The organism is Aquirufa regiilacus (assembly GCF_032470275.1).
Lineage (GTDB): Bacteria > Bacteroidota > Bacteroidia > Cytophagales > Spirosomataceae > Aquirufa > Aquirufa regiilacus.
Genome location: NZ_JAVNWW010000001.1, coordinates 143,020 through 164,365 on the forward strand (window position 1 = coordinate 143,020; position 21,346 = coordinate 164,365).

Consider the following 21,346-nt stretch of genomic DNA (forward strand, 5'->3'; position numbering starts at 1 on the left):
GGATTTACATTTTTTGTTTTAAGTAATGGGCCGTTGGATTATTATCTTTTAGTGCGCACATCGCTTCGGGTGTACCTTCGAAACTTAAATGCCCGCCATTTTCGCCACCTTCTGGACCTAGATCGATAATGTGGTCAGCACATTTAACAACTTCCATGTTATGTTCAATGATGATCACAGTATCGCCCTGCTCCACCAAATCGTGCATGGCCTTCAATAACTTTTTGATGTCGTGAAAGTGTAAACCAGTTGTAGGCTCATCGAAAATAAACAAGGTTTTTCCTTTGTTTCCGTTTCCTTTACCTAAAAAGCTGGCCAACTTGACGCGCTGAGCCTCACCACCCGAAAGGGAATTTGATGATTGCCCCAACTTGATATAACCTAAACCTACCTGAAAGAGTGGGTCAATTTTCTCCGCGATTTTTGGAGCTTTTTCCTGAAAATAGGGGATGCTTTCCTCTACCGTCATGTCCAATATATCGGCAATATGTTTGTCTTGGAATTTGATGTCCAAGATTTCTTGTTTGAATCGTTGGCCGTTACAAGACTCGCAAGTCAATTTGATGTCGGCCATGAATTGCATCTCGATGGTAATTTCACCCTCGCCTTGGCAGGTTTCGCAGCGTCCACCTTCCACATTGAATGAAAAATGCGCCGGTTTATACCCGCGGGTTTTCGCTAGCGGTAATTCGGAAAACAAGGCGCGAATCGCATCATAGGCCTTGATGTAGGTGATCGGATTGGAACGCGAGGATTTCCCGATGGGCTGTTGGTCCACCATTTCAATGCTCGCAATTTTATTGATACTTCCGCCTAATTCTCTGAATCGACCGGTTTCTTCGGTACCTAATTGCAAATTGCGCAACAAAGCCGGATACAGGATTTTACGAATTAAAGTCGATTTTCCTGAACCGGAAACACCTGTCACCGCAGTCATGATGCCTAATGGAATCTTGACGTCGATGTTTTTTAAATTATTTTCATTGGCACCTTTGATTTCGATATGCGCCAACGCTTTTCTTCGGAAACTCGGAACTTGAATGGTGTCTTTACCCTGTAAAAAACGTAACGTGTGACTATCGGTCGTCGTGTCCAATAAAGCTTCCGCCAAATTTCCCTGAAAGCTCAGTTGGCCTCCATGTCTTCCTGCCTCCGGCCCAATATCAATAATCTGATCCGCCGCACGCATGATGTCTTCCTCGTGTTCTACAACGATAACTGTATTGCCCATGGATTTGAGCATTTCCAAGACCGAAATCAATCGTTCGGTATCTCGCGGATGCAATCCAATACTTGGTTCATCGAGAATATACATGGAACCAACCAAAGCACTTCCTAATGAGGTTGCAAGTTTGATTCGTTGGAATTCACCGCCCGAAAGGGTAGAAGTCAAGCGGTTCAAGGTCAAATACCCTAATCCCACGCGGTTCATGTAATCCAAACGGTTTTTGATTTCGATTAAGATTCTTTTGGCAACGGCCGTATCGGTTTCATTGAGTGTTAATTCATCAAAGAAGTCCTTAACCTTTGAAATAGGCCAAAGTACCATGTCGATGATGGATGCACCTTGAACCTTCACATAGCCGGCGTCACCCCGTAAACGAGAACCTTGGCATGCAGGGCAATTCGTTTTGCCGCGATAGCGCGACAACAATACACGGTACTGAATTTTATAGGTTTCTTTTTCGAGGTGGTCGAAAAACTGTGTTAGTCCGGCAAAATATTTATTTCCTTTCCAAAGTAATTGCTTTTCCTTTTCAGTCAAATCCTTGTAGGGGCGATGAATCGGGAAATCAAAATGAATGCCATTGCGCAATAAGGGATGTAGCCATTCGCTCATCCGCTCACTGCGCCAGGGAGCAATCGCACCTTCATAGACCGATAAATCATGGTCGGGAATGACCAAATCCGGGTCTAAGCCTAATACCTTGCCATAACCTTCGCAGTTGCGGCAAGCTCCATAAGGATTATTGAATGAGAATAAATTCAAGCTAGGTTCTTCGAAAGCCATGCCGTCAAGTTCGAATTTATTGGAAAAGCATTTACGTTTTTGGTCTTGTATTTCGACCCAACAAACACCGTCACCCTCGAAATAGGCCGTTTGAACGGAATCGCCTAATCGGAAAATGGTTTCTTCGTCTGCATTTGCGATCAATCGGTCGATGAGAATCGCAATATCGTTTCGCTTTTTGGAAAGACTTTTTAAGGTTTTTTCATCTTCCACGAGCTCTTCCAAATCCAAGATTTCGGATTCGATTTTCAGTCGGGTATAGCCCTTTTGAATGAGCAATTGGCATTCTTCGAGCAAGGATCTTTCGACGTTATGCAGCAAAGGTGCAAGAATTAAGACCTTTTTTTGATCATGGGATACGATCCAATCCACAATTGTGGAGACGGAATCCTTTTTTACCTCTTGGCCAGAAACGGGGGAAATTGTTTTCCCGATGCGAGCAAAGAGCAATTTAAGGTAGTCGTATATTTCAGTGGTTGTACCGACTGTAGAACGCGGATTTTTTGTATTTACTTTTTGTTCGATCGCAATGGCCGGTGCAACTCCTCGGATGTAATCGACGGCTGGTTTTTCCATACGTCCTAGGAATTGGCGTGCATAGGAATTTAGACTTTCGACGTACATTCGTTGGCCTTCAGCAAATAAGGTATCAAATGCGAGGGATGATTTTCCTGAACCGGATAAGCCCGTGACAACGACCAGTTTATTTCGAGGAATGGCAACGTCCACATTTTTTAGATTGTGTACGCGGGCACCTTTGATAATGATGTGTGTTTTGGGATCTAAATTTTCGAAATCTTGGGGTGCAGGAGAACTCATATCTCAAAATTATCCTTTAATTTTGATAAACCCAACCCTTAAGCTTTGGCAATCCTTAAAGGTTTGCCAAAGCTAAGTTCGGAGAAAGTTTTTTTTAGCTGTTTCAACTACTTGATAAAATGAAATCGACTTACTTATTTTTTGCAATTTTCTTCAGTGTAATAAGTTTTAATTGCCTTGCTCAAGACCCGGTTGTCATTGCCGAAGAAGGCGCTCGAGGCGATCTGGATGTGGAACCGGATGTACGCGATTTGAGTTTTCGGGAGCGTTTGCATTTGGGCGGAGGAATTTCAGGATTAAGTTTTGGTAACCCTACCAGTATCGGTGTTTCACCGATGGTGGGGTATATGGCCACAAATACCACGATTGTGGGCCTTGGGATGACGTATCAGTATTATGCATTTCGGGGCTATGCGGCGTCAAACTTACTTGGAGAGCGGATTTTTGTTCGTCAATATGTGCCGGCGCTATCAGCGTTACTAGGTCAAAGTTATTTGACTGCCCAGGTGGAAAACTTTAGTGACCTATCAAATTCCTTTGCGGAATATTCGAATCCGATATTGGTGGGAATCGGGATTGGATCGAAGATCGGAATCAATTTAAATGTGATGTACGATTTAAATTATTCTGCCTCAAAAGTGTCTCCTTATGGCTCTGCCTTGGTTGTCCAAGTTGGCGGATTTTTCTTTTAATTTTTTTAAAACAATTTAGCCTAAAATATTGTCTTAGTATTCGAAGAATATCAACGAGAAATTCTTAATTTCGAATTCATTTTTTATTCACATGTCAAAAGAACTTTTATCTGAACCTCTTTTAGTTGAGGACCCAAATCGTTTCGTTTTATTCCCGATCAAACACGATGATATCTGGAGATTTTACAAACAATCACAAGCGTCTTTCTGGACTGCTGAAGAGATTGATTTGCAACAAGATTTATCGGATTGGAAAAAATTAAATGATGGCGAGCGTCATTTTATTTCGCACGTTTTAGCCTTTTTTGCAGCCTCAGATGGGATTGTAAACGAGAACTTGGCGAACAACTTCTTAAAAGAAGTTCAATACGCAGAGGCAAAATGTTTCTATGGTTTCCAAATCATGATGGAAAATATTCACTCGGAAACCTATTCGCTTTTGATTGATACTTACATTCAAGAACCGAAGGAAAAAGATCGTTTATTGCGTGCGATTGAAACGATTGATTGTGTGAAGAAAAAAGCTGATTGGGCTTTGAAGTGGATTGAGAGCGATAACTTCGTTGAGCGTTTGATTTCATTCGCTGCTGTAGAAGGTATTTTCTTCTCAGGATCATTCTGCTCTATCTTCTGGTTGAAGAAGCGTGGTTTGATGCCAGGCTTGTCATTCTCGAATGAATTGATTTCACGTGACGAAGGTTTACACTGTGACTTTGCTTGTCTATTGTACGCGGATCACATTAAAAATAAAATTTCGCAAGAACGTATTTATGAGATTATCTTAAATGCAGTTGAAATCGAGAAAGAATTTGTAACGGTTGCTTTACCCGTTTCATTGATTGGTATGAATTCCGATTTGATGTGTCAATATATCGAATTTGTTGCTGACCGTTTATTGGTTTCATTAGGTTGCCAAAAGAACTACAATGCAACGAATCCATTCGATTTCATGGAGATGATTTCTTTGCAAGGTAAGACCAACTTTTTCGAGAAGCGTGTGGCTGAATACCAAAAATCAGGCGTTATGGCTGATAAGGATTCGATGTCATTCTCGATGGACGAAGATTTCTAGTCAATATAGTTTTAACGAAGAGCCCGGCAGCGATGTCGGGCTTTTTTTATGGCATGCGTTCTACCAACATGGGTAATGCCAAACCGATGATAATCCCAGAAATGACGTATACATAATGAATGCGTTTGATGCGTGTGAAACTAATCAAGCCTGTAGTTGCAATCAAAATCAGCGATACGATAATCAATTGGCCAAGTTCAAGCCCAATATTGAATGCTAATAAAGGGCTGAATAGTGAGGATTCTTTCCCTAATAGGCTTTGTAGGTAGTTGGAAAACCCCAATCCATGGATGAGTCCGAAAAAAAGGACGATGTAATAGGGCGTTTTCGAAGGTGACCGTTTTTTGTTATCCTTGAAATTTAGATTTTGGATTGCTGATAGCAATATGGTACAGGGAATTAAAAATTCAATCCATTCGGGATTTACGGAAATCCAACCGATGGTCGCTAATGCGAGTGTCACAGAATGGCCTAGGGTAAATGCAGTAACCAACCATAAAATTTGCTTGATATCAGCCCAAGTGAAAATGCAGGTAATCGCCAAGATGAACAATAAATGGTCCATGGCTTGCCAATTCAATATATGTTGAAATCCTAAACTAAGGTAGGTCCAGAAATAGGTCATACTGACAATTTTTATCGCCTAAATGTATAAAATTTTCGGGATTATTTTTTGTTGGTCAATGAGTAGAATGCGCGCCGGTGTGTATTTTAGAAAAAAATGAAACTATGAAAAATGCATTAATTGGCTTTTTGGCATTATTAACTTTCCAAGTTTTCGCACAAAAACCGAGTGTAGAATCCTTAAAAGGTGCTGAAATGGCACGTTTTAATGTGATGGTTGCGAAAGATCGCGCAGGTCTTGAGGCGGTATTACACAATGATTTGACCTATTTTCACTCGAGTGGTGCTTCCGACAATAAAGATTCTTATATCGCTTCGATCTTTTCAGGAAAATCAAATTACCAATCCATCGAAGTTGTTGAGTTGTTGACGCGCGTTTACGGCAAAACAGGGATTAACACGGGAATTGTCAACATTATGAACATCAATGCGGAGGGAAAGGCAACGCCGCTTAAACTACGCTTTACAGATGTTTTTGTATTCGAGTCGGGACGCTGGCAAATGGTTTCTTGGCAGTCGACGAAATTAGCCAACTAATTCAGCCACAAAATTTTCGATTTCCGAATAAATCAACGCAAGTTGTTCGTTACTTATGCAGTAAGGGGCAAGGATATATAAGGTATTACCGAGGGGTCTCATGAGGATCCCTTTTTTTATGAAATACTGATAGGCACGATCCCGAATGGAATGCATATATCCATTGGATTCCCCTACGGCAAGTTCAAATGCGATGATGGTTCCTTGGATTCGAATTTGTTTGATGATACCATGGTCTTGATTTTTGTTTTTCCATGCCTGATGACTTGCCTCTACCCGCGAGATGTTATCCCAGGTTTCTTGTTTTTCCATTAAATCCATGCTGGCAAGCGCTGCCGCACAGGCCATTGGATTTGCGGTGAATGAATGGCTATGAAACAAGGTTTTCTTGCGGTCATCGGATAAAAATGCGTCAAATAGGGCATTCGAACATGTGGTAATTCCCATGGCCATCATTCCGCCGGTCAAACCTTTGGAAAAACAAGCGATATCAGGTTTATGAGTCAAATAGTCCATCGCGAACCATTTTCCAGTTCTTCCGAAACCGGTCATGATTTCATCGGCAATGCATAAGAGTTGATTTTCATGCGCGAGTGCAATCAAGGAATCCAAGGTTTCCGGTGCATACATTTTCATGCCGCCAGCCCCTTGAATCAAAGGCTCAAAAATGAAAGCTGCATATTCATCCGCGTGATTCATTTTTTCGCGCATCGCGGCAATGCAAGCATCCGCATCGCTAGGACTCGGAAGGAACTCCACCTCGAATAACATGTCCTGAAAGGGCGCATTGAAGGCACTTGGCGCACCGAGACTCATCGCGCCAAAGGTGTCCCCATGGTATGCATCTTCAAAGGCAATGATTTTGCGCTTTTGCGTTTGGCCTTGATTGTGAAAAAACTGTAGGGCCATTTTGATGCCTACTTCCACGGCGGTACTGCCATTGTCGGAGAAGAATACTTTCTGAAAATTGGCAGGTAAGTGTCCAAGTAAACGCTCGGATAATTGAATCGCCGGTTCGTGCGTGAAGCCGGCAAAAATAACCTGCTCTATTTTTAGGGCCTGCTCATATATTTTTTGTGCCAAATACGGATGTCCATGTCCATGGATATTTACCCACCAGGAAGATATGGCATCGATGTATTGTTTGCCATCAGCATCATATAAATAGACGCCTTTCCCGTGCGTGATCGGAATCGAAATGGGTTCGATTTGATGTTGCGTGAATGGATGCCAAACGACAGCAGCATCACGTTGGGATAAATTAGCGTTGGAATGATTCGGCATAATGCGCAATGATGCTAGGGTTTATTTCTTTTTCTTCGTTGACACGTAATAAAACCGGAAGTTCCGTATGTTTCAATATAAACGCTTCCCCGGATGAATTTGTTGGGCCATTGAAAATAATTCCTGCCATGGAAATGTTTCGGGATTTCAATATTTCGAAGGTCATCAAGGTATGATTGATACTTCCCAAATAGTTCTTACTGACCAAAATCACAGGCAAGCCCAAATGCTGTATGAGATCTAGGTTGGTTTGGTGCTCGTTCAAGGGAACCATGATTCCTCCCGCTAATTCAACTATCAAATTTTGTTGGGTATCGGGTAAATGAAATGCATCTAAAACTATCCGAATGCCATCCATTTCCGCAGCTGTATGCGGAGAAAGTGGGTTTGTTAGCATATATGTTGAATCAAACACATGCGTACCCGGAACCCATTGTTGGACCCAATACGCATCTCCATCGGTCAGATTACCTGCTTGTACAGGTTTCCAATAATCCGCTTGCAAGGCTTTGGTGACGATGGCCGAGCAAACTGTTTTCCCAATCTCGGTGCCGATTCCGGCGATGATGTATTGCTTAGGCATTAGATTCAAGGGTATGTATGAGTCGCTGCATTGCTTCTTGTGAAGTAGATGCTGTCAGGGTAATTCGAATGCGTTCTTTTCCTTTGGGTACAGTCGGGAAAACGATCGGTTTCACGGCAAATCCTGCAGCTTGCGCCTTAGCAGCTTTGGCACGTACTTCCTCGTTTCCTGTGACAAAAAAAGTTTGAATCGCTGTTTGGCTGTCTCCCCATTCAGCAGCTGTTTGTAGGCTTCTAAAGTGATGAATATTGGCTAGCAACGAAATGCGTTCTGCATCGGCTTTGGCCACAAAGCTCATTGCCGTGTGTAGGCTCAAGACATGATGTGGGGTAGGGGCCGTTGAATAAATGAAGGGTCTCGCAAAATTAATGAGGTAAGTACGAAGCTCTTCTGAACCGAGTACCACCGCACCTGCGTTTCCCCAGGCCTTACCGAATGTGATTACACGGGCAAAAATGGAATCTTGGATTCCTAATTCCACGCATAATCCTGCGCCATTGGGGCCATAAACGCCTCCCGCATGGGCCTCGTCTACGATTAATTCAAAGTTGTATGTAGCTTTTAGCGCTACTAATTCTTGTAGCGGAGCTACATCGCCATCCATGGAATAGATGGATTCAACCACCACCCATTTAATGGTTTCTAGCGGATATTGCTCCAATAAGTGGACCAAATCTGTCAGGTCATTGTGTTTGAATATCCGTCTTTCCGCGGGTGATAAACGGAGGCCATCAATTAAACTCGCATGCAATAATTTATCGCAGAAAATAACATGTTCTTTTTGTGTCAAGGAAGCGATTAGCCCCAAATTTGCCTCAAAGCCTGAGCTAAAAAGCAAGGCTGCCGGTGCTTGATGCAAGGCCGCACATTTGCTTTCAAAATCCTCCATATAGGAATGATTCCCTGAAATTAATCGGGAACCCGTCGAGCCATTAATAGGGGAATTTTGGTCCTGTGCGCTTAGCCAAATCTGAATGTCCTCGAATATTTGTTTTGCTAATTCCCGGTTTTTGGCAAGACCTAAATAGTCATTGGAACAGAAATCGGCCAACTGATCCACGGAGACCAAAGCACGCAAGAGCCCGGCGGATTTTCGTTCGCTTAAGGCATTGATCAGGCGGTTATTAGCTGGGTTCGTGTTTGACATAATTGTGCGTAAAACTACGAAACAAGGGGCAATTCCGACAGGAATGTTTTGAAAAAATGCGTTTATCGATTAATTGCAGTAAAAACAGGAAATAATGCTTGACAATTCGATAACTCTAACGTAGTATTGCACAACGTTTCAATGTCGTAAACGTTTCTGTTAACAAATCACCCAAGTTTTCTCTGTTGTGCTGCTCATCCAAAGGATTGTGCTTCATGTTTTAAAGAGCAATTTTATTAAATTTTGGGCTTTGTTTCATCAAAAAAATATCAACTTATTTCCCTTTTATGGATAATAAATCCGATTCATCTAACCGTCCTAAGCGTCAACGAATTCAAAAAACATCAGAAGAACAAGCCCCATTATTACCGATGGGAGAGGCTCCTGTTGTCGAATCAACTCCCGAAGTGTCTGAAGAAACACCTTCTGCGAAGCCTGCACGCAATGTGCGTCCTCGTAAAGGAAAGTCAAATCAAGCGGAGGAGGCTCCCATTGAAGTAGAAGGCATCATCGAACCGGAAGAAGTTGATACTTCTTTTGTGACAAGCGATGCTCCACTGGCGGCTGATAAAGTTTCACCTACGGATGCTCCCGTTGATTTAAATACCCTGCCGAAGGAAGATGCGCCGGCGCAACAGCCTCAACATCAACATCGTCAGCACCGTAATAATTACAATCAAGTCATCAAAGAATTGGATGGTTTAATTGATAATGAAGGGGTTTTGGAAATCATGCAAGAAGGCGGTTACGGTTTCATGCGTTCATCGGATTACAACTATTTGGCATCACCGGATGATATTTATGTGTCACCATCTCAAATCAAAATGTTTGGTTTGAAAACAGGGGATACGATTTTAGGAAAGATTCGTCCACCGAAAGAAGGGGAGAAGTATTTCGCTTTGTTGAAAGTGGAATCTGTGAATGGAAAAACAACGGATGAGATTCGCGATCGGATCAATTTCGAATACTTAACGCCTTTGTTCCCCGAGGAAAAATTAAACTTGTCTTCGACGCCTGATAATTATTCGACGCGTATTTTGGACTTGTTTGCTCCGATCGGTAAAGGACAGCGTGGAATGATCGTGGCCCAACCGAAAACGGGTAAAACGGTTTTATTAAAGGACATTGCTAATGCAATTTCGCGTAATCACCCAGAGGTTTATTTGATTATTTTATTGATCGATGAGCGTCCTGAGGAGGTAACGGATATGCAGCGTTCGGTTCGTGCTGAGGTGATTTCATCTACGTTTGATGAGCAAGCAGAGCGTCACGTGAAAGTGGCTAACTTGGTTTTGGAGAAAGCAAAACGCATGGTGGAATGTGGTCACGATGTCGTGATTTTATTAGATTCAATCACGCGTTTAGCGCGTGCTTACAATACCGTTGTTCCTTCTTCAGGTAAGATTTTATCTGGGGGTGTGGATGCGAATGCCTTACACAAACCAAAACGTTTCTTTGGTGCGGCACGTAATGTGGAAAATGGTGGTTCATTGACCATCATTGCAACAGCCTTGATTGAAACCGGTTCGAAAATGGATGAGGTAATCTTTGAGGAATTCAAAGGTACTGGTAACATGGAATTACAATTGGATCGTAAATTGGCCAATCGCCGTATTTATCCTTCGATTGATGTAACCGCTTCAGGTACGCGTCGCGAGGATCTATTGATGGATCCTGCGGTATTGCAACGCGTTTGGATTTTGCGCAAGCACATGTCGGACATGAACTCGGTAGAGGCCATGGAATTCTTGCAACAGCAAATGAAAGGTACACGTAATAACGAAGAGTTCTTAGTATCTATGAATCGCTAATTATGTCGATTTTACCCATTGAATTACGTTCATCGGATCGTCAGCCCGTTTGGTTTATCGGGCATGGCAGTCCGATGAATGCGTTAATGGACAATCCATTTACGCAATCTTTGAACCAATTGGGTGCCTCTATCGCCCCGCCACAAGCTGTTTTGGTGGTTTCAGCGCATTGGTTGACTCGTGGAGGCTCTTTCGTACAAGCCTCATCCAATCCCGAAACGATTCATGATTTTGGCGGATTCCCGCGCGAATTGCATCAATTTCAATATCCATCGCTGGGCAGCCCTTTTTTTGCGTCGGCGTTGGCAGATCAAGTGCAGGCGATTGAGCCTACCACCGAATGGGGTTTGGATCATGGTGCTTGGACGGTTTTATGTCATTTATTTCCCCAACATAACATTCCCTGTTTCGAATTGTCGATCGACTATTCCCGGCCCTTAGCATACCATATTTCGCTCGCACGAGAACTACAGTTTTTACGTGAAAAAGGTGTTTTGATCCTAGGAAGTGGCAATATTGTGCACAATTTACAGGCCAGTATACCCAATTTAAGCTCGGGTCAAGAGAACTTTGGCTACGATTGGGCGAAGGAATTTGATGTGTGGTCGGCGGAATTGATTGCCGATAAGAACGTTGAGGGACTACTCGATTATGAACGTGCACCCGGTGGGCGCTATGCTGTTCCTACGCCGGATCATTACATTCCTTTGTTGTACAGTTTAGCGCTGGCCCGAAAAGACGAACAAGTCTATACGACATATGAGCAACTCGTATATGGAGGAATATCGATGCGTTGTTTCGAGGTTCGCTAATAGCCAAAGAAAACCTTCTCGATGATCTCACAGGCTTGATCCATTTCGGTTTTCGTAATGGTCAAAGGTGGTGCTAATCGGATTTTGTTTCCGTGTGTAGGTTTTGCCAACAGGCCTGCGCGCATGAAATCCATGCAAATTTCCCAAGCGACAGGACTATCTTCTTCGGTATTGATTTCAATCGCACACAATAAACCTTTGCCGCGCACTTCGCGAATTAAGGCTGTTTTGGCTTGTAAGGTTCGTAAGAATTTCATCAATTGATTGCCACGTTTTTCGGCATTTTCAATTAAATCTTCATCTGCTAAAATGTCAATGGCTACGTTTGCTACGGCGCAGGCCAATGGATTTCCGCCAAAGGTCGATCCATGTTCACCCGGTTTGATGGTCAACATGATTTCGTCGCTGCACAAGACGGCTGAAACAGGCATGAATCCTCCGGATAATGCTTTTCCTAATAAAAGAATATCGGGATGCACGAATTCGTGGTGGCAGGCAAGCCATGCGCCGGTCCGACCGAGGCCTGTTTGAATTTCATCGGCAATGAATAATACGCGGTGTTTTTTGCAAAGGTCCGCGGCTTTTTTTAAGTAACCGGGATCGGGTAGCATCACCCCGGCTTCGCCTTGGATGGGCTCAACCATGTAGGCGGCCACGTTTGGATCTTGCAATTTTTCCTCTAAAGCAGCTAAGTTATTGTAGGGAATTTTGATGAATCCAGGTGCAAAAGGCCCGAAATTATGATAGCTACTTGGGTCCGTAGAGGACGAAATTGCCGCGATGGTTCTGCCCCAAAAATTTCCTTCTGCCACGATGATTTGGGCTTGATTAGTTGGAATTCCTTTTACTTCATACCCCCATTTACGGGCTAATTTGATGGCTGATTCTCCGGCTTCAACGCCCGTATTCATTAATAGCACCTTCTCATAGCCAAATTTTTCTGCGAGCTTTTTCTCGGTAATCCCCAATTGGTCATTGTGAAAGGCACGCGAACTCAGGGTGAGTTTTTGGGCCTGATCTGTAATCGCTTGAATTAATCGGGGGTGACAATGCCCTTGATTGACAGCGCTATAGGCAGATAAAAAATCGAAGTATTTTTTCCCTTCAACATCCCAAACATGTACACCGAGGCCCTTATTTAGGACGACGGGAATGGGATGATAATTATGGGCACCGTATTCAGATTCTAGGCGGATGTAATCGGTTGATGTCATGCTTGAAAATCCCCAGACTAAAGTCTGGGGCTAAAAAGATTTTGTTGATGAGTTCCTGACCGAAGTCTGAAGTTCCCCAGACTAAAGTCTGGGGTTATAAATATTTTGTTGAAGTTTTCCAGACTAAAGTCTGGGGTTATAAATATTTGATATCCCTAGGCTTCAGCCTAGGGGCTTAAAGTCGCTCGTAAATCCCCGCAACGCCTTGGCCTCCACCCACACAGGCGGTTACCATGCCGTATTTCTGGTCACGGCGTTTCATTTCATCAAAGAGCTGAATGGATAATTTAGCGCCTGAACATCCTAGTGGATGTCCCAAAGCAATCGCACCTCCGTTGACATTCACAATGCTAGGATCAATTCCCAAGGTCTTGATGACCGCTAAAGATTGAGCTGCAAAAGCCTCATTCAATTCGATTTGGTGGATATCATTTAGTTTCAATCCCGCTTTTTTCAAAGCTAATGGAATCGCTTCCACGGGTCCGATTCCCATTAAACTTGGCTCTACACCGGCTGTCGCATAAGTCACCATACGTGCGATTGGCTCTAATTTATGTTGTTTCACAAATGCTTCGGAAACGACTAAAACAAAAGCTGCTCCATCAGATGTCTGGGAGGCATTTCCTGCGGTTACCGATCCACCCATCGCAAACACGGGTTTTAATTTACCCAAGGCCTCTATCGTCGTATCGGCACGCGGACCTTCGTCTTTTGAAACCGTCCATGTTCTTGTTTTCTTTTTGCCTGAAGCCGCATCGAAATAATTTTCAGATACGTTGATCGGCACGATTGAAGCATCGAAATGACCTGCAGCTTGCGCAGCTAAGGCCTTTTGGTGAGATGCCAATGCGAACGCATCTTGCTCATCGCGTGTAATTTCATATTTTTTTGCCACCTCTTCAGCCGTTAAGCCCATACCGATGTAGTAATCGGGATGTTCGGAAGCGATGTTGTAATTCAAAACGGTTTTGTGGCCCATCATCGGCAACATGCTCATGGATTCAGTTCCACCGGCAATGATGCAATCCGCGATGCCCGCGGCGATTTTGGATGACGCCAAAGCGATGGCTTCTAATCCTGATCCACAATAGCGGTTGATGATAAATCCAGGTACGCTTTTTGGTAAAGACAATAGCGAAATATAACGTGCCATCTGCATGCCTTGCTCGGCTTCCGGAATCGCGTTACCCACGATTAAATCTTCCACGAGCACCGGGTCCACCGAAGGAACTTGCGCCATTAAATGTTTGATCACCTCTGCCGCCAAATCATCTGGTCGCATGGTTCTAAATCCACCTTTGTTTGCTTTTGCCACCGCCGTGCGGTAACCTGCTATGATATATGCGTTCATGATTAATTTCTTAAAGGTTTACCTCCATTTAATAAGCTACTGATTCGTTCCAATGTTTTGCGTTCGCCGGATAGCGATAAGAATGCTTCGCGCTCTAAGTCGAGTAAGTATTCTTCGGTAACTAATTGTGGCGCATCTAAATCGCCACCACAGATGGCATAAGCTAATTTATTTGCAATTAAGGCATCGTGCTCGGAGATGTATTTACCCATCAACATGCCTTGAATTCCTGCTTTGAATAAAGCCAAACCTTGTTTTCCTTCTACCCAAACATCACTGCGAGGCTGCTGCTGCACATAGCCTGCTTCTGCCAAAGCAATCGCTTCTTTTTTCGCTTCCGAAATCAATTGGCTGCGATTCAATACTATGCGATCTTCTTTACGCAAGTAGTTCATTTCTAAAGCTTCATACGCCGAAGTACTCACGCGTGCTGTGGCAATGTTCATGAAGGCTTCTTGCAAACGGTTGAGCTCGACATCGCCTTTCCGACGGGCATCGCCCATCCGTAAAGCCATTTCTTTGGTTCCACCACCAGCTGGAATTAAGCCTACGCCCACTTCCACCAATCCCATGTATAATTCCGCATGTGCGACAATTTTATCCGCATGTAGATTGATTTCTGTTCCTCCGCCTAACGCAAGTGTATGCGGAGCAACAACCACCGGAATGGACGAGTAACGCACGCGCATCATGGTTTTTTGGAAGATGGCAATCATCTGATTGACTTCATCAAATTCTTGTTGGGCCGCATACATAAACAACATCCCCAAATTTGCCCCAGCTGAGAACGCCTCCACGCCTTCATTTCCGATCACCAATCCACGGTAATCTTTCTCTGCAAGATCAATCGCTTTTTGGATGCCCTCTAAAACCCCTTGGCCCATCGTATTCATCTTCGAATGGAACTCCAAGTTGATGATGCCATCGCCAATATCGATGATGCTCGCATCGTCGTTTTTGTATATGGTTTTCGTTGGTTTTAATATTTGCAGATTGATCTGCTTTTCAGCACCCGGAATGCGTAGGTATTTTTTCGTATGAATGTCATAATATTGACGTTCGCCGTTTTCTACGCGATAGAAAGTGGAATTCCCCGACTTGACCATATCAGTTACCCAGGCTGCAGGCTGAAGTCCTTCTGCGGCCATGAGCTCGATTCCCGCTTGCACGCCGATGGCGTCCCAGGTTTCGAAAATGCCCATTTCCCAACCGAATCCTGCGCAGATGGCTTGGTCTATTTTGACAAAATCATCTGCAATTTCGGGCACGCGAAGCGAGGCATAACGGAAACCATCTAGGATGGTTTTGCGGTAAAATTCTCCTGCCAAATCTTTTCCTGCTAATAAAACCGCGAAGCGATCCGCTAGTTTGTCGATGGCTTTCGTACGTTCCAAAGTTTCAAATGAAACCTTTTGTGACGGACGATATTCGAATGTTTGTAAGTCAAGACTTAAAATAACGGTCTTGCCTCCTTCTTTGGTTTTCTTGTAAAATCCTTGGCCGGTTTTATCGCCGAGCCATTTATTCTCCATTAATTTTTGAAGCATGTTGGGCAATTCGAAAATCGAAATGCTTTCATCGTTTGTCAATGCTTGCTTCAAATTATTCGCTACGTGTATTGTCGTATCTAAACCCACGACATCGGATAAACGGAAGGTCCCGGATTTCGGTCGGCCTACGACTTTCGAGGTCAACTTGTCAACTTGCTCCACCGTCAAGCCCAATTCTTCCACAACCTTCATGGTTTGCATCATCGAATAAACACCGATGCGGTTAGCGATGAAAGCAGGGGTGTCTTTACACAATACAGTCGTTTTACCCAATTGTGTCTCGCCGAATTGTAAGAGAAATTCAATGATTTTAGGATCGGTTTTGGCGGTTGGGATAATCTCCAACAAGCGCAAATACCTAGGCGGATTGAAAAAGTGCGTGCCGCAAAAATGATTTTGGAAATCCTCCGAACGACCCTCGGCCATTAAATGAATCGGGATGCCGGATGTGTTCGAAGTAATTAAGGTGCCGGGTTTACGGAATTGCTCGACGCGGTCGTAAAGTGATTTTTTAATCGCTAGATTTTCCACGACGACCTCCATGATCCAGTCGGCCTGCGCAATCTCTGGTAAATTATCATCGAAGTTGCCCAGTTTGATGTTTTTAGCAAAGCCGCTGCTGTAAAGCGATGCGGGCTTTGCCTGTATAGTTTGTTGAAATGCCGTATTTACAATCCGATTTTTTACGGATGGATGCTCCAGGCTTAAGCCTTTTGCCTGTTCCTCTGCATTCAGTTCTTTGGGAGCGATGTCCAAAAGCAATACCTGAACGCCAATGTTTGCGAAATGACAGGCGATGCGAGAGCCCATAATTCCAGAGCCAAGGATGGCTACGCGTTTAATGGAACGATTCATGTTAATAATTTTGAGGTGTTTATTAGGCCCGGTTAGCGAGTTCTCAAACATCGCTTGGGTCTAACGCAGTAAATATAAAGAAAAAACAAAATGTTATGCAAGCATACTAAATAAAATATCAGTAAAAATCCCCCTGGGTTCGCCAGGGGGATTAAAATAATCAAGGAATTGATTTTATGATGCGTAACTCGAAGTGGGTTCACATGCGCAAACCAAGTTACGGTCACCAAATGCTGAGTCAATACGCGATACAGCTGGCCAGAATTTATTGGCTCTCACATAAGGAAGTGGGAATACCGCTTCTTCACGTGTGTAGGCTTTATCCCAGTCGGCAACCAACACACGACTTTGTGTGTGTGGTGCGTTCTTCAACAAGTTATTTGTTTTCTCTACGCGGCCTTCTTCAATCGCACGAATCTCTGCACGAATGCTCAATAGGGCGTCGCAGAAACGATCTAATTCTTCCTTGCTCTCCGATTCCGTCGGCTCGATCATCAAGGTTCCAGCGACCGGGAAAGAAAGGGTAGGTGCGTGGAATCCGTAGTCCATCAAGCGTTTCGCGATATCTTCTGCTTCTACGGCAGCGGAGATTTTGAACGGACGGCAATCTACAATCATTTCGTGCGCACAACGTCCTTGCGAACCCGTGTACAAGATTGGGAATTCTTTTTCCAATCGCGCTTTGATGTAGTTCGCATTTAGGATAGCTGTTTTAGTAGCCATCGTTAAGCCTTCTCCACCCATCATCGCGATGTAAGCGTAAGAGATTGCTAAGATCGAAGCGGATCCAACGGGTGCAGCTGAAACGGCTCCGTGTGCGGGTGCTTCAACCGAATCCGTAATCACGTGACCAGGTAAGAATGGAACCAATTGTGGTGCCACACCGATAGGTCCCATGCCTGGGCCACCACCTCCGTGTGGAATACAGAAGGTCTTGTGCAAGTTCAAGTGACAAACGTCGGCGCCAATGCGTGCCGGCGAAGTTAATCCCACCTGCGCATTCATATTCGCACCATCCATGTACACTTGTCCACCAAATTCATGAATCATGGCGCATATATCAATGATGCTCTCCTCGAAAACGCCATGTGTACTTGGGTAGGTGACCATTAAACATGCCAAATCATCTTTGTGCTCTTCAGCTTTGGCTCGTAATGCATCCACATCGATATTTCCATTTTCATCACATGGAGTCACAATCACTTTCATGCCTGCCATAACAGCCGATGCTGGATTGGTGCCGTGTGCAGATGAAGGTATCAATGCGATGTTGCGGTGTGAATCGCCACGGGAAGCATGGTAAGCACGAATCACCATCAAGCCGGCATATTCACCTTGGGCACCTGAATTCGGTTGCATAGACATCGCCGCAAAACCGGTGATTTCACATAACCATGCACTTAATTCGGTAATCATTTGTTGGTACCCACGTGTCTGAAACGCCGGGGCAAACGGATGCATTTTGCCTAATTCAGGCCATGTCACCGGAATCATTTCCGTTGTTGCATTCAATTTCATCGTACATGATCCCAAGGATATCATCGAGTGAACCATGGATAAATCTTTGGATTCCAACGATTTCAAATAACGCAACATGCCGTGCTCAGAATGATAACGATTGAATACGTCATGCGACATGAATGATGAGGTACGTGTTAACGACGCTGGAATGTTCCATGCGACAGTCAACTCATCTCCTAAGATTCGTTGGCCCTGAGCTCTTTGGAAGAATGCCAAAATCTCAATCACATCATCTTCCGATGTTGTCTCGTCTAAGGCGATGCTTAACTTGTTAGCATCGTTTTTGTAGTATCTAAAATTGCGCTCCGACTCCTCGGCGTATTCACGAATTTCTTCTGTTTGAGAACCCGTGATTACCGTTAAAGTGTCAAAGTGCTGCGTGTTTTCTAAGCTATAGCCAAGTTTTTTCAATCCAGCGGCCAACAATTCTGTCAAGCCGTAAACGCGAGAAGCGATTTTCTTCAAGCCTTCGGGGCCGTGGTAGATTGAATAAGCTGCTGCCATAATAGATAGCAATACTTGAGCTGTACAGATATTTGAAGTTGCTTTCTCGCGACGAATGTGTTGTTCACGTGTTTGAAGTGCCATGCGAAGCGCACGATTTCCTTCCGAATCTACGGATACACCGATGATACGACCTGGGATGCTACGCTTGTATTTTTCTTTCGTTGCGAAGAAGGCAGCATGCGGTCCACCAAATCCCATCGGTACGCCGAAACGTTGTGAACTTCCTATAACAACATCTGCTCCCCATTCACCTGGAGGCGTTAATAAAGTCAAGGCTAATAAATCCGCTGCGACAACGATTTGTAAGTTTTGCTCTTTCGCGGAAGCAACAAAGGCTGCGTAATCAAATACCTCGCCATTGGCTGCCGGGTATTGTAAAACAATTCCGTAATATTTAGGATTTGTCAGGTCGATTTTCGTATGATCACCTACTTCGATTTCGATGCCGATCGGTTCTGCACGCGTCATCAATAAATCGATGGTTTGAGGCAGGCAAAGCGATGATACGAAAAGGGTTTCTGCATTTGCGCGTTCAGCGGGGCGCTGGCCGTATAACATCGTCATAGCCTCAGCCGCTGCCGTTCCCTCATCTAACAGGGATGCATTTGCTAATTCCATGCCTGTTAGGTCGATGACCATGGTTTGGTAATTCAACAACATTTCCAAACGACCTTGTGCGATTTCCGCTTGATATGGCGTGTAGGCCGTGTACCAAGATGGATTTTCCAAAATGTTACGTAAAATCACGGTTGGCGTGAACGTATCAAAATACCCTAAGCCAATATGGCTTTTGAAGATTTTGTTTTGGCCCATTACTTGTTTGAAATCACGAAGGAATTCAAATTCTGTTTTCGGAGCAGGCAGGCGAAGGCCTTGTGCCAAACGAATTTTTTCGGGTACAGTTTGATTGATGAGTGTATTTAAATCAGCAACGCCGATTTCCTTCAACATGGCGGATACGTCGGCAGGTTCCACATTGTTGTGACGCAAGGAGAAATCTTCCCGATATTTGAAATTTGGGGTCATAGAATACCTGTAAATTTGGATTGAAAAATCGCCACAAAAGTAAGCTTTTTTTAGCGATTTATTTTTGATTCCTTAACTTCGCTTTCTTTAAATTTGTTTTAATCAATGAAAAAATCAACAAACTATCCTTTAGCGCTCGTTCTGTTCGCTAATTTAATTTCATTGGGCGCTTTCGCTCAAGCAAATCCGGTTCCGTATGCTTACACGATAAAGGCGGAAGATTTGAAAAAACACCTCACTTTTATTGCTTCTGATAGCTTGAAAGGCCGAAATACGGGTTCTGTGGAACAAAAAGTGGCGGCTAATTACATCGCAGATCATTTTAAGAAATCAGGTTTAGCCCCTGTGAATGGATCTTATTTCCAAAAAGTCGATTTAGTCAATCGTTCTTGGTCGAAAGTTGCTTTATCCATCAAGGGAAAGGCGTATGAGTATTTAGGCCATTTCATGGCGAATGCCTTGGTTCCTGTGGCAGCTAATTCGAAGTTGCCAGTCGTGTTTGCGGGATACGGGGTCCAACAAGCTGGATTTGCGGATTACGATAAATTATCCGCTAAGGGAAAATATGTTTTGGCGTTCGAAGGAGAAGCGAAAGATGCGCAAGGAAATTATGTGTTATCAGGTACCAAAGATCCTTCGGTTTTTGGAAAAGGCGATGGCTGGAAAGAGAAATTAAAGCGTTCGCAAGCTTTGGGAGCGAAGGGTTTGATTTTGATTTCAGATAAATCGGAGAAAGACTTTGGTAACCAATTGCGTCAGCGTCAGGTCATGATGCAGCGTTTTGGGAATGAGCGTATGGTTTTTGCTGATGTCGCTGCTTCGCCGAATGAAGCACCTGTATTAACGATTTCTTCTGCCATGGCAGCAGAAATTTTAGGTACCACGGAGGCAGATTTGTTGGCCTATAAAGCTTCGGTAGCTGCTGCGAAAAAATCGGTACCTGCTAAATTTAAAGCCTTACCGATTACCTTGACAATCGAACGTACGGAGAAACCGGTGGATACCTACAATGTTGTGGGTTATTTAGAGGGTACGGATAAGAAAGATGAAGTGGTGATTTTGACAGCACATTACGATCACATTGGTATTTCATTTGATGGCAAGATTAACAACGGAGCGAACGATGACGGTTCGGGTACGGTAACGGTGATGGAGTTAGCGGAGGCGTTCGGTCAAGCTGCTGCGGAAGGTAAAAGACCTCGTCGGAGCATTTTATTTATGACGGTAACGGGTGAAGAAAAAGGCTTATTAGGTTCTGAGTGGTATTCAAATCATCCTTTGTTTCCTTTGGCGAATACCGTTTGTGATTTAAATACGGACATGACAGGTCGCTACGATGAGGAGCACATGGGCAAGCCGGATTATATTTATGAGATTGGTTCAGATAAATTATCATCGTCTTTGCGCGAGATTTTAGTTGATCAAAATAAGAAACACGTAGGTTTGGAATTGGATTTTCGTTTCAATGACCCGAATGATCCAAACCGTTTCTATTACCGTTCCGACCACTATAATTTTGCCAAACACGGTATTCCGGTAGCATTCTTCTTCAATGGGGTGCACGATGATTATCACCAACCGGGCGATGATGTAGAAAAAATCGAATTTGATCAAGTTCAGAAAGTTGGCCGCTTGGTCTTCTACATGGCTTGGGAGATTTCGAATCGTGAGGAGCGATTGAAGGTGGATTCGAATAAGCCGTAAATAAGACGTTAGTCTTTGGACATTAGACGTTGGACGTTAGAGGGCCCCAGGCGATGCTTGGGAATCCCCAGACTAAAGTCTGGGGTTATAAATAGCCCTAGGCTTTAGCCTAAGGAAGAGCCGCAGGCTGAAATGTACGACCCTGATCCTCAGGTTAAAACCTGGGGTTATAAATGATGTCTTTAACCCTAGGCTTTAGCCTAGGGAATCGACGCGAAACGCGTCT

Annotated in this window: 15 protein-coding genes; 6 read left to right on the plus strand and 9 right to left on the minus strand. The window is 43.9% G+C overall.

Annotated features, from left to right (window positions below; translation table 11 throughout):
- Positions 1–4: 4 nt before the first annotated feature.
- A complete protein-coding gene (gene uvrA / locus PQG45_RS00635) occupies positions 5–2,830 on the minus strand; it encodes an excinuclease ABC subunit UvrA (protein ID WP_315576175.1) in 2,826 nt (941 codons plus the stop codon).
- A gap of 119 nt (positions 2,831–2,949) precedes the next feature.
- Between uvrA and PQG45_RS00640 the strand changes: the two genes are divergently transcribed.
- A complete protein-coding gene (locus tag PQG45_RS00640; protein ID WP_316070076.1) occupies positions 2,950–3,522 on the plus strand; it encodes a hypothetical protein in 573 nt (190 codons plus the stop codon).
- A gap of 91 nt (positions 3,523–3,613) precedes the next feature.
- Complete coding sequence (locus PQG45_RS00645) at positions 3,614–4,594, plus strand: ribonucleoside-diphosphate reductase small subunit (RefSeq protein ID WP_315576171.1); 981 nt, start codon at positions 3,614–3,616, stop codon at positions 4,592–4,594.
- Between the two features lie 46 nt (positions 4,595–4,640).
- Here PQG45_RS00645 and PQG45_RS00650 read toward each other — a convergent pair whose 3' ends face one another.
- Positions 4,641–5,219 (minus strand): HupE/UreJ family protein, encoded by a 579-nt coding sequence (locus tag PQG45_RS00650; RefSeq protein ID WP_315576169.1) that lies wholly within the window; start codon positions 5,217–5,219, stop codon positions 4,641–4,643.
- A gap of 104 nt (positions 5,220–5,323) precedes the next feature.
- Here PQG45_RS00650 and PQG45_RS00655 point away from each other — a divergent pair, with 104 nt between their 5' ends.
- A complete protein-coding gene (locus PQG45_RS00655) occupies positions 5,324–5,755 on the plus strand; it encodes a nuclear transport factor 2 family protein (protein ID WP_316070077.1) in 432 nt (143 codons plus the stop codon).
- Here PQG45_RS00655 and bioA read toward each other — a convergent pair.
- The 3 genes from bioA to PQG45_RS00670 are packed head-to-tail and all read right to left on the minus strand — an operon-like array spanning position 5,744 to position 8,769.
- Positions 5,744–7,039: an adenosylmethionine--8-amino-7-oxononanoate transaminase gene (gene bioA / locus PQG45_RS00660; protein WP_316070078.1), complete on the minus strand. Its 1,296-nt coding sequence runs from the start codon at positions 7,037–7,039 to the stop codon at positions 5,744–5,746. The two genes, PQG45_RS00655 and bioA, sit on opposite strands and share 12 nt — an antisense overlap.
- A complete protein-coding gene (gene bioD, locus PQG45_RS00665; RefSeq protein WP_316070079.1) occupies positions 7,017–7,622 on the minus strand; it encodes a dethiobiotin synthase in 606 nt (201 codons plus the stop codon). The genes bioA and bioD overlap by 23 nt, the downstream gene beginning before the upstream one ends.
- Positions 7,615–8,769 carry an aminotransferase class I/II-fold pyridoxal phosphate-dependent enzyme gene (locus PQG45_RS00670; RefSeq protein WP_316070080.1) on the minus strand — a complete coding sequence of 385 codons (1,155 nt, stop codon included), beginning with the start codon at positions 8,767–8,769 and terminating at the stop codon, positions 7,615–7,617. Before PQG45_RS00670 ends, bioD begins: the two co-directional genes overlap by 8 nt.
- A gap of 287 nt (positions 8,770–9,056) precedes the next feature.
- On the opposite strand from PQG45_RS00670, the gene rho reads away from it, so the two are divergent.
- Together rho and ygiD are read left to right on the plus strand one after the other, a co-directional pair.
- Positions 9,057–10,580 (plus strand): transcription termination factor Rho, encoded by a 1,524-nt coding sequence (gene rho, locus PQG45_RS00675; protein WP_316070081.1) that lies wholly within the window; start codon positions 9,057–9,059, stop codon positions 10,578–10,580.
- Between the two features lie 2 nt (positions 10,581–10,582).
- On the plus strand, positions 10,583–11,392 hold the full coding sequence (ygiD, locus tag PQG45_RS00680) for a 4,5-DOPA-extradiol-dioxygenase (protein WP_316070082.1): 810 nt from the start codon (positions 10,583–10,585) through the stop codon (positions 11,390–11,392).
- Here ygiD and rocD read toward each other — a convergent pair.
- The 4 genes from rocD to gcvP all read right to left on the minus strand — a co-directional run bounded on the left by rocD (position 11,389) and on the right by gcvP (position 19,416).
- Positions 11,389–12,606 (minus strand): ornithine--oxo-acid transaminase, encoded by a 1,218-nt coding sequence (gene rocD / locus PQG45_RS00685; RefSeq protein ID WP_316070083.1) that lies wholly within the window; start codon positions 12,604–12,606, stop codon positions 11,389–11,391. The genes ygiD and rocD overlap by 4 nt on opposite strands.
- 175 nt (positions 12,607–12,781) lie before the next feature.
- Positions 12,782–13,957, minus strand: a complete 1,176-nt coding sequence (locus tag PQG45_RS00690) for an acetyl-CoA C-acyltransferase (RefSeq protein WP_316070084.1) — start codon at positions 13,955–13,957, stop codon at positions 12,782–12,784.
- A gap of 2 nt (positions 13,958–13,959) precedes the next feature.
- On the minus strand, positions 13,960–16,362 hold the full coding sequence (locus tag PQG45_RS00695; protein WP_316070085.1) for a 3-hydroxyacyl-CoA dehydrogenase/enoyl-CoA hydratase family protein: 2,403 nt from the start codon (positions 16,360–16,362) through the stop codon (positions 13,960–13,962).
- Between the two features lie 174 nt (positions 16,363–16,536).
- A complete protein-coding gene (gene gcvP / locus PQG45_RS00700; protein ID WP_316070086.1) occupies positions 16,537–19,416 on the minus strand; it encodes an aminomethyl-transferring glycine dehydrogenase in 2,880 nt (959 codons plus the stop codon).
- Positions 19,417–19,521: 105 nt separating this feature from the next.
- Between gcvP and PQG45_RS00705 the strand changes: the two genes are divergently transcribed.
- Positions 19,522–21,120 carry a M28 family peptidase gene (locus PQG45_RS00705; RefSeq protein ID WP_316070087.1) on the plus strand — a complete coding sequence of 533 codons (1,599 nt, stop codon included), beginning with the start codon at positions 19,522–19,524 and terminating at the stop codon, positions 21,118–21,120.
- Positions 21,121–21,346: the final 226 nt, after the last annotated feature.

Bases quoted from the DNA above. Each gene is read 5' to 3' on its own strand.
- uvrA (WP_315576175.1), bottom strand. From the start codon at position 2,830: ATGAGTTCTCCTGCACCCCAAGATTTCGAAAATTTAGATCCCAAAACA.
- PQG45_RS00640 (WP_316070076.1), top strand. From the start codon at position 2,950: ATGAAATCGACTTACTTATTTTTTGCAATTTTCTTCAGTGTAATAAGT.
- PQG45_RS00645 (WP_315576171.1), top strand. From the start codon at position 3,614: ATGTCAAAAGAACTTTTATCTGAACCTCTTTTAGTTGAGGACCCAAAT.
- PQG45_RS00650 (WP_315576169.1), bottom strand. From the start codon at position 5,219: ATGACCTATTTCTGGACCTACCTTAGTTTAGGATTTCAACATATATTG.
- PQG45_RS00655 (WP_316070077.1), top strand. From the start codon at position 5,324: ATGAAAAATGCATTAATTGGCTTTTTGGCATTATTAACTTTCCAAGTT.
- bioA (WP_316070078.1), bottom strand. From the start codon at position 7,039: ATGCCGAATCATTCCAACGCTAATTTATCCCAACGTGATGCTGCTGTC.
- bioD (WP_316070079.1), bottom strand. From the start codon at position 7,622: ATGCCTAAGCAATACATCATCGCCGGAATCGGCACCGAGATTGGGAAA.
- PQG45_RS00670 (WP_316070080.1), bottom strand. From the start codon at position 8,769: ATGTCAAACACGAACCCAGCTAATAACCGCCTGATCAATGCCTTAAGC.
- rho (WP_316070081.1), top strand. From the start codon at position 9,057: ATGGATAATAAATCCGATTCATCTAACCGTCCTAAGCGTCAACGAATT.
- ygiD (WP_316070082.1), top strand. From the start codon at position 10,583: ATGTCGATTTTACCCATTGAATTACGTTCATCGGATCGTCAGCCCGTT.
- rocD (WP_316070083.1), bottom strand. From the start codon at position 12,606: ATGACATCAACCGATTACATCCGCCTAGAATCTGAATACGGTGCCCAT.
- PQG45_RS00690 (WP_316070084.1), bottom strand. From the start codon at position 13,957: ATGAACGCATATATCATAGCAGGTTACCGCACGGCGGTGGCAAAAGCA.
- PQG45_RS00695 (WP_316070085.1), bottom strand. From the start codon at position 16,362: ATGAATCGTTCCATTAAACGCGTAGCCATCCTTGGCTCTGGAATTATG.
- gcvP (WP_316070086.1), bottom strand. From the start codon at position 19,416: ATGACCCCAAATTTCAAATATCGGGAAGATTTCTCCTTGCGTCACAAC.
- PQG45_RS00705 (WP_316070087.1), top strand. From the start codon at position 19,522: ATGAAAAAATCAACAAACTATCCTTTAGCGCTCGTTCTGTTCGCTAAT.